This is a genomic window from Cellulomonas sp. NPDC055163 (assembly GCF_053607065.1).
The window spans coordinates 25,743-45,194 of the sequence record NZ_JBSGSU010000018.1; the positions used below are offsets into that span (position 1 = coordinate 25,743).

General features: G+C 75.4%; 20 protein-coding genes, 1 tRNA gene and 1 pseudogene. 13 read left to right on the plus strand and 9 right to left on the minus strand.

Going from position 1 to position 19,452, the window contains the following annotated elements; translation table 11 throughout:
- Positions 1-70: 70 nt before the first annotated feature.
- Positions 71-144: transfer RNA gene (locus tag ACWFNE_RS21075), tRNA-Pro, on the minus strand.
- Positions 145-464: 320 nt separating this feature from the next.
- On the opposite strand from ACWFNE_RS21075, the gene ACWFNE_RS21080 reads away from it, so the two are divergent.
- Entirely contained in the window at positions 465-1,523 is a 1,059-nt protein-coding gene (locus tag ACWFNE_RS21080) for a hypothetical protein (RefSeq protein WP_452124387.1), read from the plus strand.
- An 11-nt stretch (positions 1,524-1,534) separates the two neighbouring features.
- On the plus strand, positions 1,535-3,931 hold the full coding sequence (locus tag ACWFNE_RS21085) for a glycoside hydrolase domain-containing protein (RefSeq protein ID WP_452124388.1): 2,397 nt from the start codon (positions 1,535-1,537) through the stop codon (positions 3,929-3,931).
- A gap of 113 nt (positions 3,932-4,044) precedes the next feature.
- On the opposite strand, the gene ACWFNE_RS21090 is transcribed toward ACWFNE_RS21085, so the two are convergent.
- Together ACWFNE_RS21090 and ACWFNE_RS21095 are read right to left on the minus strand one after the other, a co-directional pair.
- Positions 4,045-4,986, minus strand: coding sequence for a metallophosphoesterase (locus ACWFNE_RS21090; RefSeq protein WP_452124389.1), 942 nt, complete (start codon positions 4,984-4,986; stop codon positions 4,045-4,047).
- Positions 4,986-7,418 carry a transglycosylase domain-containing protein gene (locus tag ACWFNE_RS21095; protein ID WP_452124390.1) on the minus strand — a complete coding sequence of 811 codons (2,433 nt, stop codon included), beginning with the start codon at positions 7,416-7,418 and terminating at the stop codon, positions 4,986-4,988. Before ACWFNE_RS21095 ends, ACWFNE_RS21090 begins: the two co-directional genes overlap by 1 nt.
- 313 nt (positions 7,419-7,731) lie before the next feature.
- Between ACWFNE_RS21095 and ACWFNE_RS21100 the strand changes: the two genes are divergently transcribed.
- Genes ACWFNE_RS21100 through ACWFNE_RS21110 form a run of 3 tightly spaced genes read left to right on the plus strand, consistent with a single transcriptional unit; the run spans position 7,732 to position 8,658 of the window.
- Complete coding sequence (locus tag ACWFNE_RS21100; RefSeq protein WP_412868120.1) at positions 7,732-8,022, plus strand: WhiB family transcriptional regulator; 291 nt, start codon at positions 7,732-7,734, stop codon at positions 8,020-8,022.
- Between the two features lie 10 nt (positions 8,023-8,032).
- A complete protein-coding gene (locus ACWFNE_RS21105; RefSeq protein WP_452124391.1) occupies positions 8,033-8,191 on the plus strand; it encodes a hypothetical protein in 159 nt (52 codons plus the stop codon).
- Positions 8,191-8,658, plus strand: coding sequence for a RidA family protein (locus tag ACWFNE_RS21110; RefSeq protein ID WP_452124392.1), 468 nt, complete (start codon positions 8,191-8,193; stop codon positions 8,656-8,658). The genes ACWFNE_RS21105 and ACWFNE_RS21110 overlap by 1 nt, the downstream gene beginning before the upstream one ends.
- A 77-nt stretch (positions 8,659-8,735) precedes the next feature.
- Here the strand turns inward: ACWFNE_RS21110 and ACWFNE_RS21115 are convergent, their stop codons facing one another.
- Together ACWFNE_RS21115 and ACWFNE_RS21120 are read right to left on the minus strand one after the other, a co-directional pair.
- A complete protein-coding gene (locus ACWFNE_RS21115) occupies positions 8,736-9,413 on the minus strand; it encodes a Crp/Fnr family transcriptional regulator (protein WP_309485051.1) in 678 nt (225 codons plus the stop codon).
- A gap of 54 nt (positions 9,414-9,467) precedes the next feature.
- A complete protein-coding gene (locus ACWFNE_RS21120) occupies positions 9,468-9,887 on the minus strand; it encodes a hypothetical protein (RefSeq protein WP_452124393.1) in 420 nt (139 codons plus the stop codon).
- A gap of 161 nt (positions 9,888-10,048) precedes the next feature.
- Here ACWFNE_RS21120 and nth point away from each other — a divergent pair, with 161 nt between their 5' ends.
- Entirely contained in the window at positions 10,049-10,753 is a 705-nt protein-coding gene (gene nth / locus ACWFNE_RS21125) for an endonuclease III (RefSeq protein WP_452124394.1), read from the plus strand.
- Between the two features lie 66 nt (positions 10,754-10,819).
- Here nth and ACWFNE_RS21130 read toward each other — a convergent pair whose 3' ends face one another.
- Both ACWFNE_RS21130 and ACWFNE_RS21135 read right to left on the minus strand, forming a co-directional pair.
- Positions 10,820-11,749, minus strand: a complete 930-nt coding sequence (locus tag ACWFNE_RS21130; RefSeq protein WP_452124395.1) for an alpha/beta fold hydrolase — start codon at positions 11,747-11,749, stop codon at positions 10,820-10,822.
- A gap of 102 nt (positions 11,750-11,851) precedes the next feature.
- Entirely contained in the window at positions 11,852-12,598 is a 747-nt protein-coding gene (locus ACWFNE_RS21135) for a winged helix-turn-helix transcriptional regulator (protein WP_452124396.1), read from the minus strand.
- Positions 12,599-12,798: 200 nt separating this feature from the next.
- On the opposite strand from ACWFNE_RS21135, the gene ACWFNE_RS21140 reads away from it, so the two are divergent.
- Positions 12,799-13,563: a hypothetical protein gene (locus ACWFNE_RS21140; RefSeq protein WP_452124397.1), complete on the plus strand. Its 765-nt coding sequence runs from the start codon at positions 12,799-12,801 to the stop codon at positions 13,561-13,563.
- A gap of 12 nt (positions 13,564-13,575) precedes the next feature.
- Here ACWFNE_RS21140 and ACWFNE_RS21145 read toward each other — a convergent pair whose 3' ends face one another.
- The gene (locus ACWFNE_RS21145; protein ID WP_183295247.1) at positions 13,576-13,947 is read right to left on the minus strand and encodes a DsrE family protein; all 372 of its coding nucleotides are present in this window, start codon (positions 13,945-13,947) and stop codon (positions 13,576-13,578) included.
- Between the two features lie 211 nt (positions 13,948-14,158).
- On the opposite strand from ACWFNE_RS21145, the gene ACWFNE_RS21150 reads away from it, so the two are divergent.
- The 5 genes from ACWFNE_RS21150 to dtd all read left to right on the plus strand — a co-directional run bounded on the left by ACWFNE_RS21150 (position 14,159) and on the right by dtd (position 18,218).
- Entirely contained in the window at positions 14,159-14,764 is a 606-nt protein-coding gene (locus tag ACWFNE_RS21150; RefSeq protein WP_452124398.1) for an FABP family protein, read from the plus strand.
- Complete coding sequence (ygfZ, locus tag ACWFNE_RS21155; protein ID WP_452124399.1) at positions 14,764-16,059, plus strand: CAF17-like 4Fe-4S cluster assembly/insertion protein YgfZ; 1,296 nt, start codon at positions 14,764-14,766, stop codon at positions 16,057-16,059. Before ACWFNE_RS21150 ends, ygfZ begins: the two co-directional genes overlap by 1 nt.
- 22 nt (positions 16,060-16,081) lie before the next feature.
- Positions 16,082-17,212: an FUSC family protein gene (locus ACWFNE_RS21160; RefSeq protein ID WP_452124400.1), complete on the plus strand. Its 1,131-nt coding sequence runs from the start codon at positions 16,082-16,084 to the stop codon at positions 17,210-17,212.
- A gap of 81 nt (positions 17,213-17,293) precedes the next feature.
- Positions 17,294-17,635: a DUF2516 family protein gene (locus ACWFNE_RS21165; RefSeq protein WP_452124401.1), complete on the plus strand. Its 342-nt coding sequence runs from the start codon at positions 17,294-17,296 to the stop codon at positions 17,633-17,635.
- A 142-nt stretch (positions 17,636-17,777) separates the two neighbouring features.
- The gene (gene dtd, locus ACWFNE_RS21170; protein WP_452124402.1) at positions 17,778-18,218 is read left to right on the plus strand and encodes a D-aminoacyl-tRNA deacylase; all 441 of its coding nucleotides are present in this window, start codon (positions 17,778-17,780) and stop codon (positions 18,216-18,218) included.
- A gap of 23 nt (positions 18,219-18,241) precedes the next feature.
- On the opposite strand, the gene ACWFNE_RS21175 is transcribed toward dtd, so the two are convergent.
- Complete coding sequence (locus tag ACWFNE_RS21175; RefSeq protein WP_452124403.1) at positions 18,242-18,562, minus strand: hypothetical protein; 321 nt, start codon at positions 18,560-18,562, stop codon at positions 18,242-18,244.
- Positions 18,563-18,874: 312 nt separating this feature from the next.
- On the opposite strand from ACWFNE_RS21175, the pseudogene ACWFNE_RS21180 reads away from it, so the two are divergent.
- A pseudogene (locus ACWFNE_RS21180) lies at positions 18,875-19,452 on the plus strand (hypothetical protein); the annotation flags it as partial.

The following is a 19,452-nucleotide window of genomic DNA, read 5'->3' on the forward strand; positions in this document are numbered from 1 at the left end:
GCCGCGCACCGCGGCACGACAGAGGCCCCCGACCAGCATCTGCTGGTCGGGGGCCTCTGCTCTCACCCGGTCGGGGTGGCGGGATTCGAACCCACGACCTCTTCGTCCCGAACGAAGCGCGCTACCAAGCTGCGCCACACCCCGGTTGAGCCTGCTCAGGATAGCGGAGTCGGGGGCGCAGGTCGAAACGGCCCGGGCGGCCCGCCCGTGCCCGCTCCGGCCGCCGCCGCACGGCCGCGCCCGGCGACGGTCCGGGGCCGCCCGGGCAACGCGCCGCCACCCACAGGGCGCTCACAGGGTGCCCCCTTACTCCGACTACGCGCTCCGCGGAACCCCCGCGACGCGCGGTGCATGAGGGTTGCCTCATCCGCTACGCGTCTGACACCGTGTTTCGTCGCGGCGGCTCCGGTCGTCGCTCGTTGTCGTCGACAGAGTCGTCGCCGTCCTGGACCTGAGGGGGCACAGTGGACATCACCCGTCGCACGGCGCTCGCGGTCCTGGGCGCCGGGGCCGGTGCGGTCGGCCTCGCGACGAGCGCGCACGGGCACGAGGGGGCGGCGGCGCAGCCGTCGCCCGCGGCCGGTTCCTGGTCGTCGACCGCGGTCGAGGCGACGACGCTCGCGTGGTTCGACGCCGGCTTCACCACCGAGACCCTCGCCGAGGTGCCGCGCGTCCTCGAGGTGCGGGGGCTCACGCCGGCGACACCGGAGCTCGCGGGCGTCCTCGTCTTCGACCCCCGGCTCCTCGCCCGGCGCGGCGACGTGATGCTGTCGAGCGCCGGCCGCGTGTGGACGGTCCCGGTCGCCGAGCACCGCACCGCCGACGGCGCGACGGAGCTGCGGTTCGCGCTGACGAACGCGCCCGGAGCCGAGCCGCACGACGCGCCGACGCTCGTGTCGCTGCCCCTCGTGCCGCGCGCACTGTACCCGGCGGAGAACGTCGCGGACGCCGTCCCGCTCACCCTCACCCTCACGGGCGGCGCGGGCGAGTACCGGTGGGCCGACGTGTCGACGACAGCACCGAGCGCACCCTGGGGCGCCGAGCTGGCCGCCGCGTGGACGTCGTGCGGCGTCGGCGCAGCCGGTGCGGCACGCAGCTACCGGTTCCCCGTGGGCGTCCGCGTCGCCGGCGTCGGGCCCGGTCCCGTCCCGGCGGGCACCCGGCTCACCGTCGACCTCGACGCCCGGCTCGTGGCCGCGGTGGCCGCGTCGGAGCTGCGCCTCGACGGCGCCGCGCTCGACCGCTCGGGCGCCGAGGTCACCTCGACGCGCGAGGGCGGCCTGCTGCGGACGGTCGTACGGCTGCGCGACGAGGTCCCGGCGGGCGCGGTGCTCGACGTCGCGCTCGACGTGACGCCGTCCGGCTCGACCCACGACGTCGCGGGTCTGCACTACGCGACCGTGACGCTTGCCGGCGTCGACGACGCGGCGCGACCGCAGCGCGCCACCGGCCGGTGCTCCCTGAGCGACCTCACGTCCTCGGGCACCCCGAACGCCGAGTCCGCCACCTGCGGCACGACCTGAGGGGACGGACGATGGCGGACTTCTGGGTCCAGGAGGCGCAGACCTGGGTCAACGGCACCTACGGCGCGGTCGAGGGCTACACCCCGGTCGAGGCCGACGGCGTGACGGGCTGGCGCACGGTCTTCGCGCTGACGCGCGGGCTCCAGGTCGAGCTCGGGATCACCGCGCTCTCGGACAACTTCGGGGCGACCACGACCGCGCGGTTCGTCGCTCAGGTCGGCACGCTGGCCCCGCAGAGCCCCGCGTCGAACGTCGTGCGGATCCTGCGGTGCGCGCTGTGGTGCAAGGGCTACCAGGGCGGCGACGTGCGGGACGGGGTGTTCGACGACGCGCTCGCGCTCGCGGTCGTCCGCGCCCTGCAGGACCTGGGGCTGCCCGGCACGACCCCCGCGGTCGACGTCAAGGTCATGAAGAGCCTGCTCAGCATGGACGCGTACCTCACCGTGCCGGGCGGGCGCGAGGAGGTCCGGGCGTTCCAGCAGTGGCTCAACGGGCGCTACCTGACCCGGCTCGACTTCGCGGTCGTCCCGTGCGACGGCCGCTACGCGCGCGACGTCCAGCGTGCGCTGATGCTCGGCGTGCAGTACGAGATCGGGATGGCCGACGGCGTCGCGAACGGCAACTTCGGCCCCGGCACGCAGGCGGGCCTGCGCGGGCCCGCGTACGTCGAGCCGGGCAGCGCCGACGACCGTGCGGCGTTCGTGCGGCTCTTCCAGGGCGCGCTGCTCTGCAACGGCTACGACACCCCGCTCGACGGCACGTTCGCCGCGGGGACGTCACGGGCCGTCGCGGCGTTCCAGGACTTCGTGCAGCTGACTCCGACCGGTGTCGGGGACTTCGCCACGTGGGCCTCGCTCCTCGTGAGCTCGGGCGACCCGGACCGCCCTGGCGCGGCGGCGGACACCTCGACCCCGCTCACTCCCGCCACGGCGGCCGCTGTCCACGACGCCGGCTACCGGACCGTCGGGCGGTACATGAGCGTCGCGGCGAAGCGCTACCGGCGCGCGGAGCTCGACGACGTGCTGGCCGCGGGGCTCACGACGTTCCCGATCTACCAGGAGTTCGGCAACGAGGCGAAGTACTTCACCGACGAGATCGGCTACGGCCACGGTCTGGCGGCCGCCCGCCGCGCCCGCCAGCTCGGGTTCCGGCCCGGCGCGGTGATCCACTTCGCGGTCGACTACGACGCGACGAACGACGACATCGACGCGCGCGTGATCCGCTACTTCGAGGGCGTCAACCGCGGGATCGGCGCCGCGCGCGCGGGGGAGTACCGCGTCGGCGTGTACGGCTCGCGGAACGTGTGCGCGCGGGTGTGCGCCGGCGAGCTCGCCGTCAGCGCGTTCGTCGCGGGCATGTCCCGGGGCTGGAGCGGCAACCTCGGCTTCCCGCTGCCGCCGCAGTGGGCGTACGACCAGGTCCAGACCCTCACGGTGGGTGCCGGGGCGGGCGTCGTGACGATCGACAAGGTCATCCGCTCCCCGCGCGCCGAGCCGGTCGGCGCCGACGGGATCGTCGAGACCCCGCGCGGCAGCGACGACGCGGGTTTCCACCCGATGTTCTGGTCGCTGACCCAGCTCCGCTTCGAGGCCGAGGTCGCGCTCCGCGGGGCGTCCGACGAGGCCCGCGCCCAGGCCGACGACCTCGTGCTGCACCACGCGCAGACGGGGCGGTACGCGACCGCCGCGTGGGCCGCGTCGACGCCGCTCGCGGAGACGCGGCTCCCGGACCCCGCAGCAGCCGAGCTCGCGGCCGCGCGCACCCGGTTCCTGGCGACCCCACCGCCCGCCGCGAACCCCGCGGACTACGACGGCGACCTCGCGCACCTCGCCGCGAGCGCGCGCGCGTGGTCGATCGCGGGCTTCGCCGAGGACCCCGCGGCCGTGGGCCGGGGCGACCTCGGCAGCTGGGCCCTCGACCTCGTCGCCCTCTGGACCGAGTACGCCGCGGCGCGCGAGTCCGGCCGTGAGCCGCGCGGAGGTGCCCAGGCCTGGCTCACCGACCGCATCGGCACCGGGACGGGCGCGCTCACCCGCGCCGACCTCGTCGCGGACGTCGACGCGTACCTCGTCTCGCGGGCCCGGGAGGCGGACCCGTCGCGGGGTGTCGCCGACGCCGTGCGCGAGGTCCTCGTGCGGTCCGCGCAGGACCCGACGTGGCGCTTCGCGCAGTTCGTCGACGCGCGCTTCGGCGGCCGGCACGTGACCGCCCGCAGCGCCGTCGCGGCGCTCGTCGACCCCCGGACCCCGTGGCGCGAGGGTCCGGTCGCGCAGTTCTCGGGCACCCGGCGGCCCGGCGAGCGCAGCGCCGCGGTCACGAGCCGCCGCGAGCTCGGCGGCGAGGCCCGGGCGGTCGCGCAGGCGTTCGTGACCGTGCTGTGGCGGCTCGCGGGGCGCCCGCAGAGCTGAGCCGTGCCGGGCCGCGCCCGGGCGGGTTCCCGAGCGTCCGGGAGACAGGCGCGCCGCGCACCACGCGGCGCCGGCGCCGGGTCCGCCGCGGAGGGGCCGCCGCGGAGGGGGCGTCAGCGCGCGACGAGCGTCAGCAGCGTCGCCTCGGGGCGGCACGCGAAGCGGACAGGGGCGTACGGCGAGGTCCCCAGTCCCGCGGAGACGTGCAGCCAGGTGGAGCCGTCGCCGCCCGAGCGGTCCGGTCGCGCGCCCGGCCAGCCGTGCAGGCCCTTCGCGCGGCCACGGTCGAGGTCGCAGTTGGTCACGAGAGCGCCGTAGAACGGCACCGCGAGCTGCCCACCGTGCGTGTGCCCGGCGATCACGAGGTCCGCGTCGTCGGCGTGCATCGCGTCGAGCACCCGGCGGTACGGGGCGTGCGTGACGCCGAGGTGCAGGTCGACGGGGGTGTCCCCGGTACGCGCGTCGTCCGTGCCGCCGGCCTCGGGGACGCGGTCGCGGTCGAGGTGGGCGTCGTCGACCCCGACGAGCGAGATCCGCCGCCCGGCCACGTCGAGCACGTCACGCCGGTTCGTCAGGTCCTTCCACCCGGCCCCGCGGAACCGTGCGGCGAGCTCGCGCCAGGGCAGCTCCGACGGGGTGCGCCGGCGCGTGCCGCGTGAGTCCGGCAGGAGATAGCGCGCAGGGTTCTTCGGGACCGGGGCCACGTAGTCGTTCGAGCCCATCACGAACGCCCCGGGCTTCGCGAGGTGCGGCTCGAGGGCGTGCAGCAGCGGTCCCATCGCGCCGAGGTGCGCCCAGTTGTCCCCCGTGTCGATCACGAGGTCGGGGTCGAGCGATGCGAGGTCGCGCACCCAGTCGACCTTGCGGCGCTGCCCGGGCACGAGGTGCAGGTCTGCGAGGTGCAGCACCCGCAGCGGCGCCTCGCCCGCGGGCAGGACCGGGACGGTCACCTCGCGCAGGGTGTACCAGCGCACCTCGACGAGCGACGCCCAGGCGAGCGCGCCCACGCCACCGAGCGCGAGCCCGCCGAGGGCCCGCGCCGTGCCGGACGCCATCAGGGCTGACCGGGGTTGGGCTGCCCGTTGCCGCCGCCGTTGCCCGGCCGGCCGGGCTGGTTGCCGCCCTGGTTCCCGCCCTGGTTCCCGCCGCCCTGGGGCGCCTGCCCGCTCGACACCGTGAGCGTGATCGTCGCGCCGGACGCCGCCTCACCGCTCGGTGACTGGCCCGCGACGCGTCCTGCGGCCTGCGAGGAGGGGACCGGCGCGCCGTCGACGCTCACCCGGAAGCCTGCCGACTCCAGGCGCCGCGTGGCCTCACCGACGTCCCAGCCCACGACGCTCGGCACGCCGATCCGCTTGCCGTACAGCTCGTCGTTGGACGCGCCCGTGAAGCCGGGGACCTCGATGCCCTCGAGCGTCCGCACCATGTACCGCTTCCAGGTCGGGGCGGCGACGGTCGAGCCGAACATGTACCGGACGTAGTCGCCGTTCACGGTGATGTCCTGGACGGGGATGAACCCTTTGCTGTACCCGACCCACACGGCGGCCGCGCGCAGCCGCGTGTAGCCCACGAACCACGTGTTCTCGTTGCGGCTCGTCGTGCCGGTCTTCCCGGCGGACGGGAACGGCGGCTCGCCGACGCTCTTGGCGGTGCCGCTCCAGACGTTGCTCAGCGCGAAGTTCACGGCGTTCGCGATGCGCTCGTCGAGCACCCGGCGGCAGCTCGCGGCGGGGACGGGGAGCTCCGCACCGTTCGCGTCCTGCACGCTCGTGATCGCGATCGGTGCGCAGTAGGTGCCGCCCGAGGCGAAGGTGGCGAACGCGGACGCCATCGTGAGCGGCGCGACGGAGTCGGTGCCGAGGACGTTCGCGGGCACGACGGTGGGGTCGCCGCCCGTCCCGGTGTGCACGCCGAGCTCCTTCGCGGACTGCATGATCCCGCAGAGGTCGACGTCCTTGGCCATCGCGATGTAGCCGGAGTTGACCGAGTTCTTCGTCGCGTCGAGGACCGACATCACGTGCCGCGAGTTGTTCTCGGCGTTGCCGAACTTGTACGTCGGCGGGGTCGAGCCGCGGAAGTTCACGCACGACGAGTTGAACTCGGTCATCGGGTACTCGAGCGGCTGCGCGTTGACCGACTCGTTGAGGCTGTGCCCCTCCTTGAGCCACTGCACGAGCGTGAAGGGCTTGAACGTCGAGCCGGGCGCGAAACCGGCGGAACCGCCGTAGGCCTGGTCGGTGTTGTAGTTGACGGCCGTCTGGCGCGCCCCCTCCTCGGCGCCGCCCGCGGGGGAGTAGACCCGGTTCTGGGCCATCGCCTTGATCTGGCCCGTGCCCGGCTCCACGACGGAGATGGCGGAGGCGACGCCCGACGGGTCGTCCACCGGGATGCCGGCCTTGACCTCCTCGTCGGCGATCGCCTGCTCGCGGGGGTCGAGCGTCGTGCGGATGGTCAGGCCCCCGCGGTAGAGCAGCTCCTTGCGCTCCGGCTCGGTCGCGCCGAACGCCGGGTCGTTGATGATGACCTTGGTGACGTAGTCGCAGAAGTAGCCGGCGCCGGCGACGACGTCGCTCGCCGCCGCGCACGTGAGCTTGGTGGGCTGCACGCGGAGCGTCGACTCGATCGGCGTCGCGATGCCCGCGTCGTGCTCCTCCTGCGTGATGAGCTTCTGGTCGAGCATGAGCCCCAGGACGGTCGCGCGGCGGTTCGTCGCGGCGCCCGGGTTCTTGACCGGGTCCCACTTGGTCGGCGCCTGCGTGATCCCGGCGATCGTCGCGGCCTCGAGGTAGTTCAGCTCGGCTGCGGGCTTGCTGAAGTAGTACTGCGAGGCCGTCTCGACGCCGTAGATCGCGATGCCGAACTGCGCGATGTTCAGGTAGTTCTCGAGGATCTGGTCCTTCGGCATGCTCTTCTCGAGGGCGATGGCCAGCTTCGCCTCGCGGAGCTTGCGGCTGATGCCCTCGGCGCCCTCCGCGGTCCGGGCCGCCTCGAGGGCCGCGCGGTCGTCCTCACGCTTGGCCTTCTCGATGAGCACGTTCTTCACGTACTGCTGCGTGAGGGTCGACGCGCCCTCCTTCTGGTCGCTCAGGAGCGTCTTGACCGTCGCGCGCGCCATGCCCGTCGGGTCGATGCCGCCGTGCTCGTAGAACCGCTTGTCCTCGACGGCCAGCACCGCCTGGCGCATGATCGGCGAGACCTGGTCGCGCCCGACCACGATGCGGTTCTCGTCGTAGAAGGTCGCGAGCACCGAGCCGTCCGCGGCGTACATGGTCGACTTCTCCGAGAGCGGGCGCTGCTCGCCGAGCTCGGACGGCAGGTCGTCGAACGCGGTCACGGTGAGGTCGGTCGCGCCGTTGGTGACGGCGACCGCCGGCAGGATGAGCCCGGCGGCCAGCAGGCCCCCGACGCCGGCCATGAGGACGAACGCGAGGAGCAGCGCGAGCGCCTGGAACGCGTTGACCTGACGGCCGCGCACAGAGGTAGCCATGATCCGTAGGGTACGTGAGGCCGCCGGCGCCGGGACGTAACGACCGTCACGCCCGCCCCCGTCTCCACGTCACCTGCACACCACCTCCGCCGCTTCTCCAGCGCGTACCGGGCGTACCGGACCCTCGGCGTGAGGCCGGGACGCCGGCCAATAGCCCTGGACGGGGCAAATCGGGTGAAAACGGCAGAAGATGACCCGATCGGAGGACTGTGGGGCGGTGCCACCAGGCACTACGTTCCCCGCAGGGCGCTCAAGCGCTACGGGGCGCCGGATCGACCGGCGGAGGTCGACGAGAGGTATCTGCGTGGCGACGATGCTGCAGGACGCGCACTGGGTGGCTGGGGCCGCGTGCGGCGTCGGCAAGGTGTCCCCGGACGCGCTGTTCGTCGAGGGGGCCGCCCAGCGGGAGGCGAGGTCGGTGTGCACCGGGTGCCCGGTGCGGCTCGAGTGCCTCGCGGACGCGCTCGACAACCGGATGGACTTCGGCGTCTGGGGCGGCATGACCGAGCGCGAGCGGCGGGCGCTGCTGCGGCGGCGGCCCGAGGTCCGGTCGTGGCGCGCGGAGCTCGTCGGCACCGGGGAGCCGGTCGGGGCCGCCCGCTAGGGTGTGGCCCATGGCCACCACGTGGGAGTACGCGACCATCCCCCTGATCATCCACGCCACGAAGGCGATCCTCGACCAGTGGGGCGCCGACGGCTGGGAGCTCGTCCAGGTGATCCAGGGGCCCGACGCGGGCCTCGTGGCGTACCTCAAGCGACCCACGGGCGCGTGATGGGGGCCACCGAGCGGCTCGCCGAGCTCGGCCTCGAGCTCCCGCCGGTCGCGGCGCCCGTCGCGTCGTACACGCCGGCCGTCCGGACGGGGCAGTACGTCTACACGTCCGGGCAGCTGCCCTTCGTCGACGGCGCTCTGCCCCGGACCGGCAAGGTGGGCACGGGCGAGGGTCTCGTGGACCCGGCCGACGCCGCGCAGCTCGCGCGCACGGCGGCGCTCAACGCGCTCGCCGCGGTCGCCTCGGTCGCCGGGGGCCTCGACAACGTCGCGCGGATCGTGAAGGTCGTGGGCTTCGTCGCGAGCGACCCGGCGTTCACCGGGCAGCCTGCGGTGATCAACGGCGCGAGCGACCTGCTCCGGGACGTCCTCGGGGACGCAGGCGTGCACGCGCGCTCCGCGGTGGGCGTGGCGGTCCTGCCGCTCGACTCGCCCGTCGAGGTCGAGGTCGTCGCCGAGATCGCCTGACCGCGCCGAACCCGCACCGACGAGGGCCCCGACCGCACGTGCGGTCGGGGCCCTCGTCGCTGCGTGGGACGTGCGGGTCAGCGCGCGCGGCGCTCCAGGCGGTCCACGTCGAGGAGCACGACCGCGCGGCCCTCGCGGCGCACCCAGCCGCGCGCGGCGAAGTCGGCCAGCGCCTTGTTGACGGTCTCGCGGGAGGCGCCCACGAGCTGGGCGAGCTCCTCCTGCGTCAGGTCGTGCGCGACGCGGATGCCCTCGTCCACCGTCTCGCCGAACCGCGTCGCGAGGTCCAGCAGCGCCTTGGCGACCCGGCCGGGCACGTCGGAGAACACCAGGTCGGCGAGCGCCTCGTTGGTACGCCGGAGCCGGTGCGCGAGAGCCTTGAGCAGGTGCATCGCGACGGTCGGGTTCGCCTCGAGCCACGCGATGAGCGCCGAGTGGGCGAGCTCGAGCAGCCGCGCGTCGGCGACGACCGTGGCGGTCGCGGTGCGCGGGCCCGGGTCGAACAGCGACAGCTCGCCGAACATCTCGCCCGGCCCCTGCACGGACAGCAGGTTCTCCCGGCCGTCGCTCGAGCGCCGACCGAGCTTGATCTTCCCCGACGTGATCACGAAGAGCCGGTCACCGCGCTCGCCCTCGTGGAAGAGCACGTCACCCCGGCTGACCTCGATCGGGGACATCGACGCGATCAGTGCACGGGCCGCCTCGGGGTCCATGTTCACGAACAACGGGGCCGACAGTACGACGTCGTCCTCCACGCTGGACCTCCACCCGCTCCGCCGGACACTGCTGCCAGGGGACAGTCTGCCGCATCAGCCCCGGTCAGGGCGGACGAGGGTCCGGGCGGGCGGCGTGGCGGGCTCCTCGGCGAGGTGCTCGACGAAGCGGTCGGTCGCCGCCGCGAACGCCGAGTCCACCTCCGCCTGGTACCGCGCGAGCCGGCCGTCGAGGTCGCGCAGCGCCTCGAGCTGGTGCACCTCGGCCATCGGTAGCCCGGCGCGCAGCGAGCGGAGCAGCTCGACGTGGCGGGGCACGTCGGTGTCGGGGCCGGCCGGCAGGAGGGTCTCGCCGTCGACGCCGAGCGGCTCGGGGACCGTGATGACCGCGATCGCGACGTCGAGGCGGGCCCGGACGAGCCGGCGCCAGTGCGCCACGCGGCGCCGCTCGGCGTTGAGGGCCGCACGGTGGTCGCTCAGCCGGTCGGCCAGGGAGGTCTCGACCACCACCGACATGCGTCCGCTCCCGTCTCCTGCGCCGCCACGTGCCGGCGGTTCACCCGGTAGTTCGACGCGGGAGGGGCCGGACTTGAGGTCCACGGCCGTCCGGGCAGGTCACGATCACCCGGCGGGCCCAACGAGGACCACGCGGACGCCCCGCCCCGTAGGCTGCCCGTGTGACGACGCGCCGGTGGAACACCGAGACCCACCTGGCGCGCGTGCGCCGGGCCCGGCGCGTCAACCGGGTGCTCGCGCTGCGGTACCCGGACGCGCACTGCGAGCTCGACTTCACGACGCCGCTCGAGCTGCTGGTCGCGACCGTGCTGTCCGCGCAGACCACGGACGTGCGCGTCAACCAGGTCACCCCCGAGCTGTTCTCGCGGTACCCGGACGCCGCGGCGTACGCGTCGGCGAACCGCGAGGACCTCCAGGACGTGCTGCGCCCGACCGGGTTCTTCCGCGCCAAGGCCGACGCGGTCATCGGCATCGGGCAGGCGCTCGTCGAACGGTTCGGCGGCGAGGTCCCGGGCCGGCTCGAGGACCTGGTGACGCTCCCGGGCGTCGGCCGCAAGACGGCGAACGTCGTGCTCGGCAACGCGTTCGGCGTCCCGGGGATCACGGTCGACACGCACGTCGGCCGGCTCGCCCGGCGCCTGGGCTGGACGGAGTCGGAGGACCCCGTCAAGGTCGAGCAGGAGCTCGGCGAGCTCGTCGAGAAGCGCGAGTGGACCATGGCGTCGCACCGGCTGATCTTCCACGGGCGGCGCACGTGCTTCGCGCGCAACCCCGCGTGCGGGGCGTGCCCGGTCGCGCTCGACTGCCCGTCGTACGGGGTGGGCGAGACCGACCCGGAGCGCGCCGAGGCGATGCTCAAGGGCTGACGCCACCCCGGGTCGGGCAGCGACGCCGGGTCGGGCGGGTGCGCCGGGTCGGGCCGGTGCGCCGGGTCAGACGGGTGCGACCTCGCGGAGCCAGCGCAGCAGCAGCTCGTTGACCCGCTCGGGGGCCTCCTCGGCGAGGAAGTGCCCGGTCCCGGGGATGAGCTCGAACCGGTACCCGGCGCCGAGCCCGCGGGCGACCCGGCCCGTCGCGGCGGCGTAGGGCGCCGAGCGGCAGCCGTCCGCGCCGCCGTGCAGCTGCAGGACCGGCACCGCCTCGGCGGCGCGCATGGCCGCGAGGTGGCGCTGGCCGTCCATCCGGGGGCCCGAGCGCACGAGCCACCGCACCTGCTCCATCGCCGAGTGCGCCGCGAACGGCACGGACGCGGCGCGCCGGTAGGTCGTCGCGACCTCCGGCGTGATCCACGCCGTGCCGCCCGACCACTCCCGCAGGAGGCGGACCACGAGGTCCGTGCGGGTCAGCGCCCGCTCGGGCAGGAGCGGGAGCTGGAAGAACGCGAGGTGGCGGGCCGCGCGCAGCCGGAGCGCGGCGCCGCGCTGCGAACGGGCCTGGAGGGGGTGCGGGGCGGACAGCGCCGCGACCGCGAGCGTCACGTCGGGCTGGTAGGCGGGCATGGCCCACGCCACCTCGCCGCCCGTGCCGCTGCCGACGACGACCGCGCGCTGCGAGCCGAGCGAGCGCACGAGCCCCGCGACGTCCCGGACGAGGGTCGGCACGTCGTAGCCGAGCGGCGGCTTGTCGGAGCCGCCCGACCCGCGCAGGTCCATCGCGGCGACCCGGTACCCCGCCTCCGCGAGCGCAGGGACCTGGTGGCGCCACGCCCACCAGAACTGCGGGAAACCGTGCAGGAGGACCACGAGCGGGGCGTCGTTGTCGTCCGGCCCGGCGAGCGCGACATGGAATCGGGCGCCGTTCGCGGCGACGTGCTGGTGCCGCCACGGTCCGTCGATGAGCAGGGTGGAGGAGTCGACGGTCACCCCGGGGAACCTACCGCCTGACGGGGTCCGCAGGGGTCGACGTCATCCGTCCGGGGTGAGCGGGCGGGCACCCGGCCGTGCACGGGCGGGCAGGGTGCGCCGTCAGGCGTCGGACGGGAGCGCGGCGTCCTCGAGCGGCTCGGCGCCGGCCTCGAGGGACGCGGCCGCCCGGCGGTCCTTGGGCGGGTCGAATCGGTAGCCGACGTTGCGGACCGTGCCGATGAGCTGCTCGTGCTCGGGCCCGAGCTTGGCGCGCAGCCGCCGGACGTGGACGTCGACCGTCCGGGTGCCCCCGTAGTAGTCGTACCCCCAGACCTCCTGCAGCAGCTGCGCACGCGTGAACACGCGGCCCGGGTGCTGCACGAGGTACTTGAGGAGCTCGAACTCCTTGTAGGTGAGGTCGAGCGGGCGGCCGCGCAGCCGCGCGGTGTACCCGCCGGCGTCGATCGTGAGCTCGCCGGACGAGATCTCCTGCGGCGCGTCGTCGTACCCCGCGGTCGCCGCGCGCTCCATGACGAGGCGGAACCGGGCCTCGACCTCGGCCGGGCCCGCGTGCTCCAGGATGATGTCGTCCGCGCCCCACTCGGCGGTGACGACCGTGAGGCCGCCCTCGGTGAGGACCAGCACGAGCGGGACCGTGAGCCCGGTGGCGCGCAGCAGCCGGCACGTCGTACGTGCGTTGACGAGGTCGCGGCGCGCGTCGAGCACGAGGATGTCGGCGTCGGGCGCGTCGACGAGCGCCGACGGCTCGACCGGGAGGACCCGCACCCGGTGCGAGAGCAGGCCGAGTGCCGGGAGCACCTGTGCCGAGCCCCCGGAGGACGGTGTGAGGAGCAGCAGATCTGCCACCGGCGGACCTCCTAGCCTGGGAGTGGCCTTCACGGTACAGGCTCGACGCCGTCCTCGACGCGGCTGTCCGGGTGGGCCTGTCTGCGACAATCGTCGCCGTGCCCCGCTCCTCGACCCCGTCCGTGCCCGTGAGCCGACCCAGCCCGGCCCCGTCCGTGGCGGGTGCGGCGACGGTCCCCGGACGGGTGCGGTAGGTCCCGGTGCAGGTCTCGACTCGTGCGGTCGCCACGGCCGCGCTCGCGGCGCTCGTCGCCGTCGCCGGCTACGTGAGCGACCCGACGGTCCTCGACGTGCCGTACGCGCAGTACGCGCTGCCCGCGGTCGTGGCGTTGCTCACGCTCGCCTTCGCGTTCGGCTGGCCCGTCCTGGCCCAGCTCCCGAGCAGGCTCGGCACGTCGGTCGTCATCGCGCTGTGCGGGGTCGGTGCCGTGGCGATGGTCCAGCGGACCGTCGACGAGCCGTACCTGCGCGGGCTGCCGATCGTGTTCGCCTTCTCGGTGCTGCTCGCGTTCGTCAACGAGCTCGCGCGGCGCGGGGGGCGCGAGCGGCTCGTCGAGTCGGTCACGGGCACCGTCGCCGGGACGCTCATCGCCGTCACCGGCGCGGGCTGGGTCGCGACGCAGCACACGCCCGGCGGGGCGAGCCTGCTCGTCGCCGGGGCGCTCGCGCTCGCGGCGGGCTCCGCGGCGTCCGCCCTGCCGTTCCACGGCTGGACCGGCGCGGGCGTCACGACCGGCGCCGCCGCTGCGGCGGGTGCCGTCGGCGGGCTCGTGCTGCCGTCGATCGACCCGGTGGCCGGTGCGCTGCTCGGCGTCGGGGTCGGGGTGCTCGTGAGCTCGCTCCAGGAGCTGTTCGACCGGCTGCCCGCGCTCTCCCGCCGGCCCGCGGCGGTCGCGGCGCTCGTCGTGCCCGTGCCGGTCACGGGGATCCTCGTGTACGTCGTCGGGCGCGTGCTCGTCGGCTGAGCGGCCCGCGCGTCAGTAGACGAGCGCCTGCGCACCCTCGGCGAGCGACTCCTCGACGAACACCGCCGCCCCGGCGATCCGCACGCCGGGCAGCACGTCGTCGGGCCCGATGCCCCGGCGGGCCGCGCACTGCGTGCAGACCGTGACCCGGCCGCCCTCGAGCACCGCCTCGATCAGGTCCGGTGCCGCGGCCGCGTGCTCGAGCACGAGGTCGGCCGCCCGCCCGGGGACGCCGAACCAGGCGGACTCGCCGGTCAGCCACAGGCTCACGTCCACGCCGGCCGCGACGCCGGCGGCGGCGACGGTCAGGGCCTGGTTCGCGGCCTCGGGCCGGTCGGTGCCGGATGTCGACTTGATCACGAGCGAGCGCCTGGGGGTCGTCACGGGAAGAGCGTAGGGGTGGGGGTCGTTAGGATCGGGGGATGCACACGCTCGAAGCAGTGTTCATCGGTCTCCTGGTCGCTTCCGCGCTGACCATCGGCTGGTTCTCGGTGTACGTGGTGTACCGGCTGTTCAAGGGCCAGCGCTGACCACCGGGTCCTGAGGCCGGGCTGCTGCGGGCGCGTCCCGCACGGTCCGACAGAGGAAGGCAGCCATGGCATTCACCCTGCCCGAGGGACTCGCTCCCGAGGTGTACCCGCTCGCGTGGCTCGTCGGGCGCTGGTCCGGCGAGGGCGTCGTCGGGTACCCCGGCATCGACGAGGCTCCCTTCACGCAGGTGGTCGAGTTCACCCACGACGGCGGCCCGTACCTCGCGTACACGTCGACCATCCGCCTCGTGGAGGTCCCCGACGACGCGGCCGCTCTCGTCGCGGACGGCGTGACGCCCGACGGCCCCGCGCACGACGACGTGCCGCCCGGCCCGGTCGACGGACCCGGGCCCGTGTGGGCGACCGAGTCCGGCTACTGGCGCGTACCGCCGGAGCGGACCTCGGACCTGACGGACGAGCAGCAGCCCGTCGAGGTGCTGCTCTCCGACCCGTCCGGGCACGTCGCGCTCTACGTCGGCGCGGTCGGCAAGGGGCGCATCGACCTCGCCAGCGACCTCATCGCGCGGACGGCCACCGGTGCCGAGGTCAGCGCGGGCAAGCGGCTCTACGGGCTCGTCGAGGGCGACCTCATGTGGGCCCACGACATCGCGGCGTTCGGCCACCCGATGCAGTCGTACGCGTCGGCGCGGCTCGCCCGGGACGGGTCCTGATGACGACGGGCACCGGGCCGGAGCTCGGGCAGGCCGTCGCGGGCACCCCGGACACGCCGCTCGCCGGGGGCGCCGGGACGCTGACCGGTGCCCCGGGAGCCGTCGGGCACGGGAGCACCGAGGGTGACGCGACGGCCGTCGTCGCCCCGCCCCGGCACACCTCGCCGCTGCTGCGCCGCCGCGGGGCCGTCGCCGGCGCCGGGCCCGACGCGGGCGTCGCGTGGCACTACGGGGACCCGACCGCCGAGCAGCGCGCGCTCACGCGCGGGGGAGCGGTCGTCGACCAGTCCCACCTCGGGGTCGTGCGCGTCGCCGGCCCGGACCGGCTCACGTGGCTGCACTCGATCACGTCCCAGCACCTCACCGACCTGGCGCCGCGGACCTCGACCGAGCTGCTCGTGCTGAGCCCGCAGGGGCACGTCGAGCACGCCGCGGGCGTCGTCGACGACGGCGAGGCGACCTGGCTGATCACCGAGGGCGCGCACGCCCCGACGCTCGCCGCGTGGCTGGACCGCATGCGCTTCACGCTGCGCGTCGAGGTGGCCGACGTGACGGACGACTGGGCCGCGATCGGGGAGCCGGTCTCCGCCGAGGGCGCCGACGGCGAGCCGATCACGTGGCGCGACCCCTGGCCGCACACCGCAGCCGGTGGCACCCGCTACGGGCCCGACGACGCGCAGCACCCCGGGCTCGACCGCGCCTGGCGCCTCGTGCTCGTGCCGCGCGCCGAGCTCGCCGAGGCCGTCGCCGCACGCGAGGCCGCCGGGTGGCCGCTCGTGGGCACGTGGGCCAGCGAGGCCGTGCGCGTCGAGGCGTGGCGCCCGCGGCTCGGACGCGAGGTCGACCACCGGTCGATCCCGCACGAGCTCGACTGGCTGCGCACCGCTGTGCACCTCGTCAAGGGCTGCTACCGCGGCCAGGAGACCGTCGCGCGCGTGCACAACCTCGGCCGGCCGCCGCGCCGGCTCGTCATGCTGCACCTCGACGGGTCCGGTCACCTGCTGCCCGAGCCGGGGGCGGAGGTCCGCGAGCTCGGGGACCTCGCGAGCGGGGGCCAGGCCGGGCGCGCGGTGGGTCACGTGACGAGCGTCGCGCGGCACCACGAGCTCGGGCCCGTCGCGCTCGCGGTGCTCAAGCGCTCGACGCCCGTCGACGCCGAGCTCGTCGTCGACTGCGACGGCGGTGCGGTCGCCGCCGGCCAGGAGGTCGTCGTCGCGGGCGAGGGGGTCTCGGCCGACCGGCCCGCCGCCCGGGGGCCCCTCACGCGCGGCCTGGGGCAGCGTCCGAGCCTGTGACCGTCCGGGCGGTGGTGCGCGCGTGAGCGAGGCGGCCGCGCCCGACGAGCCGGGGTTCCGCCGCGCCGCCCGCGTGCTCGTCTCGGCGCGCGTCCGCCAGGGCCGGGCCCGCGTGCGGACCTCGTTCGTGCCGACGCTCCAGGCCGCGGTCGCGGCGGGCCTGTCGTGGGCGCTCGCCTACTCCGTGCTCGGCCACGAGTTCCCGTTCTTCGCCCCCGTCTGCGCGTGGGTCGCGCTCGGGTTCAGCGCGGACCGGCAGGTGCGGCGCGTCGCCGAGCTCGCCGTGGGCGTCGCGATCGGCGTCGGGCTCGGTGACCTCGTCGTGCACGTCATCGGGAGCGGCCCCTGGCAGGTCGCGCTCGTGCTGCTCGTCTCGGCGATGCTCGCCCGGTTCATCGACCGCGGGGCCGTCCTCACGACGCAGGCCGGGGTGCAGGCGATCGTCATCGTGGGCCTGCCGGCCCTGTCCGCCTCCGGCAGCAGCCCCGTCGGGCGGTGGACCGACGCGCTCGTCGGCGGCCTGGTCGCGCTCGCGGTCGCGGCGCTCAGCCCCGACGACCCACGGCGCCGCCCGCGCGCGCAGGCCCGGCAGGCGGTGCTCGAGCTCGCCGGGATGCTGGACGTCCTGGCCCGCGGGCTGCGGACCGGCTCGGCGCACGACGTCGAGGACGCCCTGATCCGCGGCCGGGCGTCCCAGCCGGCGCTGGACGACTGGCGCGAGGGCGCGGCGAACGCCCGCAACCTCGCACGCGTCTCGCCCGCCGGGCGGCGGCACCGCGACGAGCTCGGTGCCCTCGGCGCCTCGGCGGTCTACGTCGACCGCGCGATGCGCAACGCGCGCGTGCTGGCGCGGCGCGCGCTGTCGGTCGTCGAGGCCGACCACGACCGGGGCCTCGGCGGGGTCGGGGGGACGCTCGAGTCGCTCGCCCGCGCCACCGAGTCGCTCGCGGCGGCGCTCGCTGTCGGGGGCGCCACGCTCCCGACCCGGCGGGAGCTGGTCGCGGTCGCCGAGCGGCTGGACCCGTTCCGCCTGGCGCCCGACGACTGGCAGGTGCAGAGCCTCGTGCTGCTGCTCCGCTCGCTCACCGTCGACCTGCTCGAGGCGGCGGGCACGCCAGGCGCCGAGGCGCGCGAGGTGCTCCCGGAGCTGTGACGGCGCGCGGCCGCACGGGACCGGGGTGGCGTCGACCTGCGCGGCAGCGCCCGGGGCGCGGCGGCCACGTAGGCTCACCCCGTGATCGGAGCCGTGCAGACCCTCGTCTATGTCGCGTTCTACGTCGTGATCTTCCTGCTCGCGGTGTGGGCGCTGGTCGACGTGCTGCGACGCCCCGCGCAGGCGTTCCTCAGCGCGGGGAAGCGGACCAAGAAGTTCTGGGGGCTCGTCCTCGGGGTCGCGGCGCTGCTGGCGTTCGTCGCGCTGCCGTACCCGATCGGCTTCGGGTACCTCAGCTTCCTCGCGCTCGGCAGTGCGGTGGCGGCCGTCGTCTACCTCGTCGACGTCAAGCCCGCGGTGTCGCCGTACTCGGGCGGGCGTGGAGGCGGGCGCGGTCCGTCGGGTCCGCGCGGCGGCTGGTGAGAGCGGCGCCCGGGAGAGCGGCGCCCGGCAGGGCGCTGCGGGTGAGGGCGCTGCGGGTGAGGGCGCTCACCGCGTCGGCGACCCCCGGGGCCGCGCGACCGGTATCCGCCGCGCGCCCGGCCCCCGGCGCGGGGGAGCGCTGGTGAGGGCCGTGGTCCAACGGGTCACGAGCGCGTCCGTCACGGTCGACGGCCGGGTCGTGGGCCGGATCGACCGTCCGGGGCTCGTCGCGCTCGTCGGCGTGACACCCGGCGACGGCCCCGCGCAGGTCGAGCTGATCGCCCGCAAGATCGCGGACCTGCGGATCCTGCGCGACGAGCAGTCCGTGCTCGACGCGGGCGCGCCCGTGCTCGTCGTCAGCCAGTTCACGCTCTACGCCGACACCCGCAAGGGCCGGCGGCCGACGTGGAACGCCGCCGCCCCCGGCCACGTCGCCGAGCCGCTCGTCGACGCGGTCGTCACGGCGCTGCGGGCGCGGGGCATCGAGGTCGCGACCGGGGTGTTCGGGGCGGACATGGCCGTCGAGCTCGTCAACGACGGGCCCGTGACGATCCTGCTGGAGTCGGTGCCCGAGCCCGCGTGAGGCTGCCCGGCGTCCTCACGCCCTCAGACGAACAGGCACGTGATGACGAAGCGGATGTCCTTCGAGAACGTGTACGTGCTGTCGCCCTCGTTCGCCTCACCGAGGTCGCTCACGAAGTAGTCCTTGCCGTTCTTGATGACGACGAACGCCACGGGCGACGGTCGCGTGTAGCTGCGCAGGCCGGGGCCGTAGGTGACCTTCGAGCACGAGTACACCCCGCCGTACTCCCACGTCGCCGGGTCCTTCGGGTTCGACCCGGTCCCGGCCGACGCCGGGGCGAGGGTCGTGAGGACCGCGGTCCCGGCGAGGACGGCGGCGGCGACGGTCGAGGTGATCCTGCGCACGAGCACTCCTGGTGAGTCAGCCGGCCACCCGGTGCGGCCGGACCAGCGGGCGCCACGGTAGGGACGGTGGACGGGCCCGCGGAAGGCGTTTGCTCCGGGTATGCCCGACGGTGCCGCTTCATGCCGCGCCGGTATCTTGCGCCGGTCGGGTGACACGGGTCGCCTGACCGCCGGAGTCCTCGCAGCGCGGTGCGAGGGTGGTCGCCGCGCACGGCCCCACCGTCCACCCGGCGGTCTCACCGGCGGACGAGGGGCACCGGCTCGGGGTGAGGCGGTGCGCACCCCGCGGCCGAGCGCGCGCAGGGGGAACGCATGCACCAGCCAGTCATCCGCACGGCGGTCGTCGTCGTCGGTCCGTTCGTCGACGACGCAGGCGAGCCGTGGAGGGGCGAGGTCACGGTGACCTCGTCGACCCCGCGCGTCTGGGCCGCCACCGGAGCGGTCGTCGCACCCCGGCCGGTGCCCGTCGTCCTCGCCGCCGACGGGACAGCGACGCTCGACCTGCCCGTCACCGACCAGCCCGGGTTCACCGACGGGGCCGGGCGCGCGCTCACAGGATGGACCTACACGGTCGACGTCGTGCTCGACGGCGCGCCCTACGCGCGCCACACGTTCGCCCTCCCGTCGCGGGTCTCCGCCGACGGGCCGGTGCGGCTCGTCGTGCTGCCCGACGGCGGCAGCGTCGCTGCGCCTGCCGGTGCCGCGGCGGCTCCCGGTGCCACGACGCCCGGGCCGGCTCCCGTGGCGGACCCGCGACCGGAGTGGCCCGCGCTGACCGGGACGTCGACGACCCGCCCCGCACCGGCACCCGCCCGCGAGCGCGCGCTGTCGCGGCGTGAGACGTTCCGCGCGGGTGCGGTCGCGCTCGGCGCCGCGGCGCTGACCGGGTG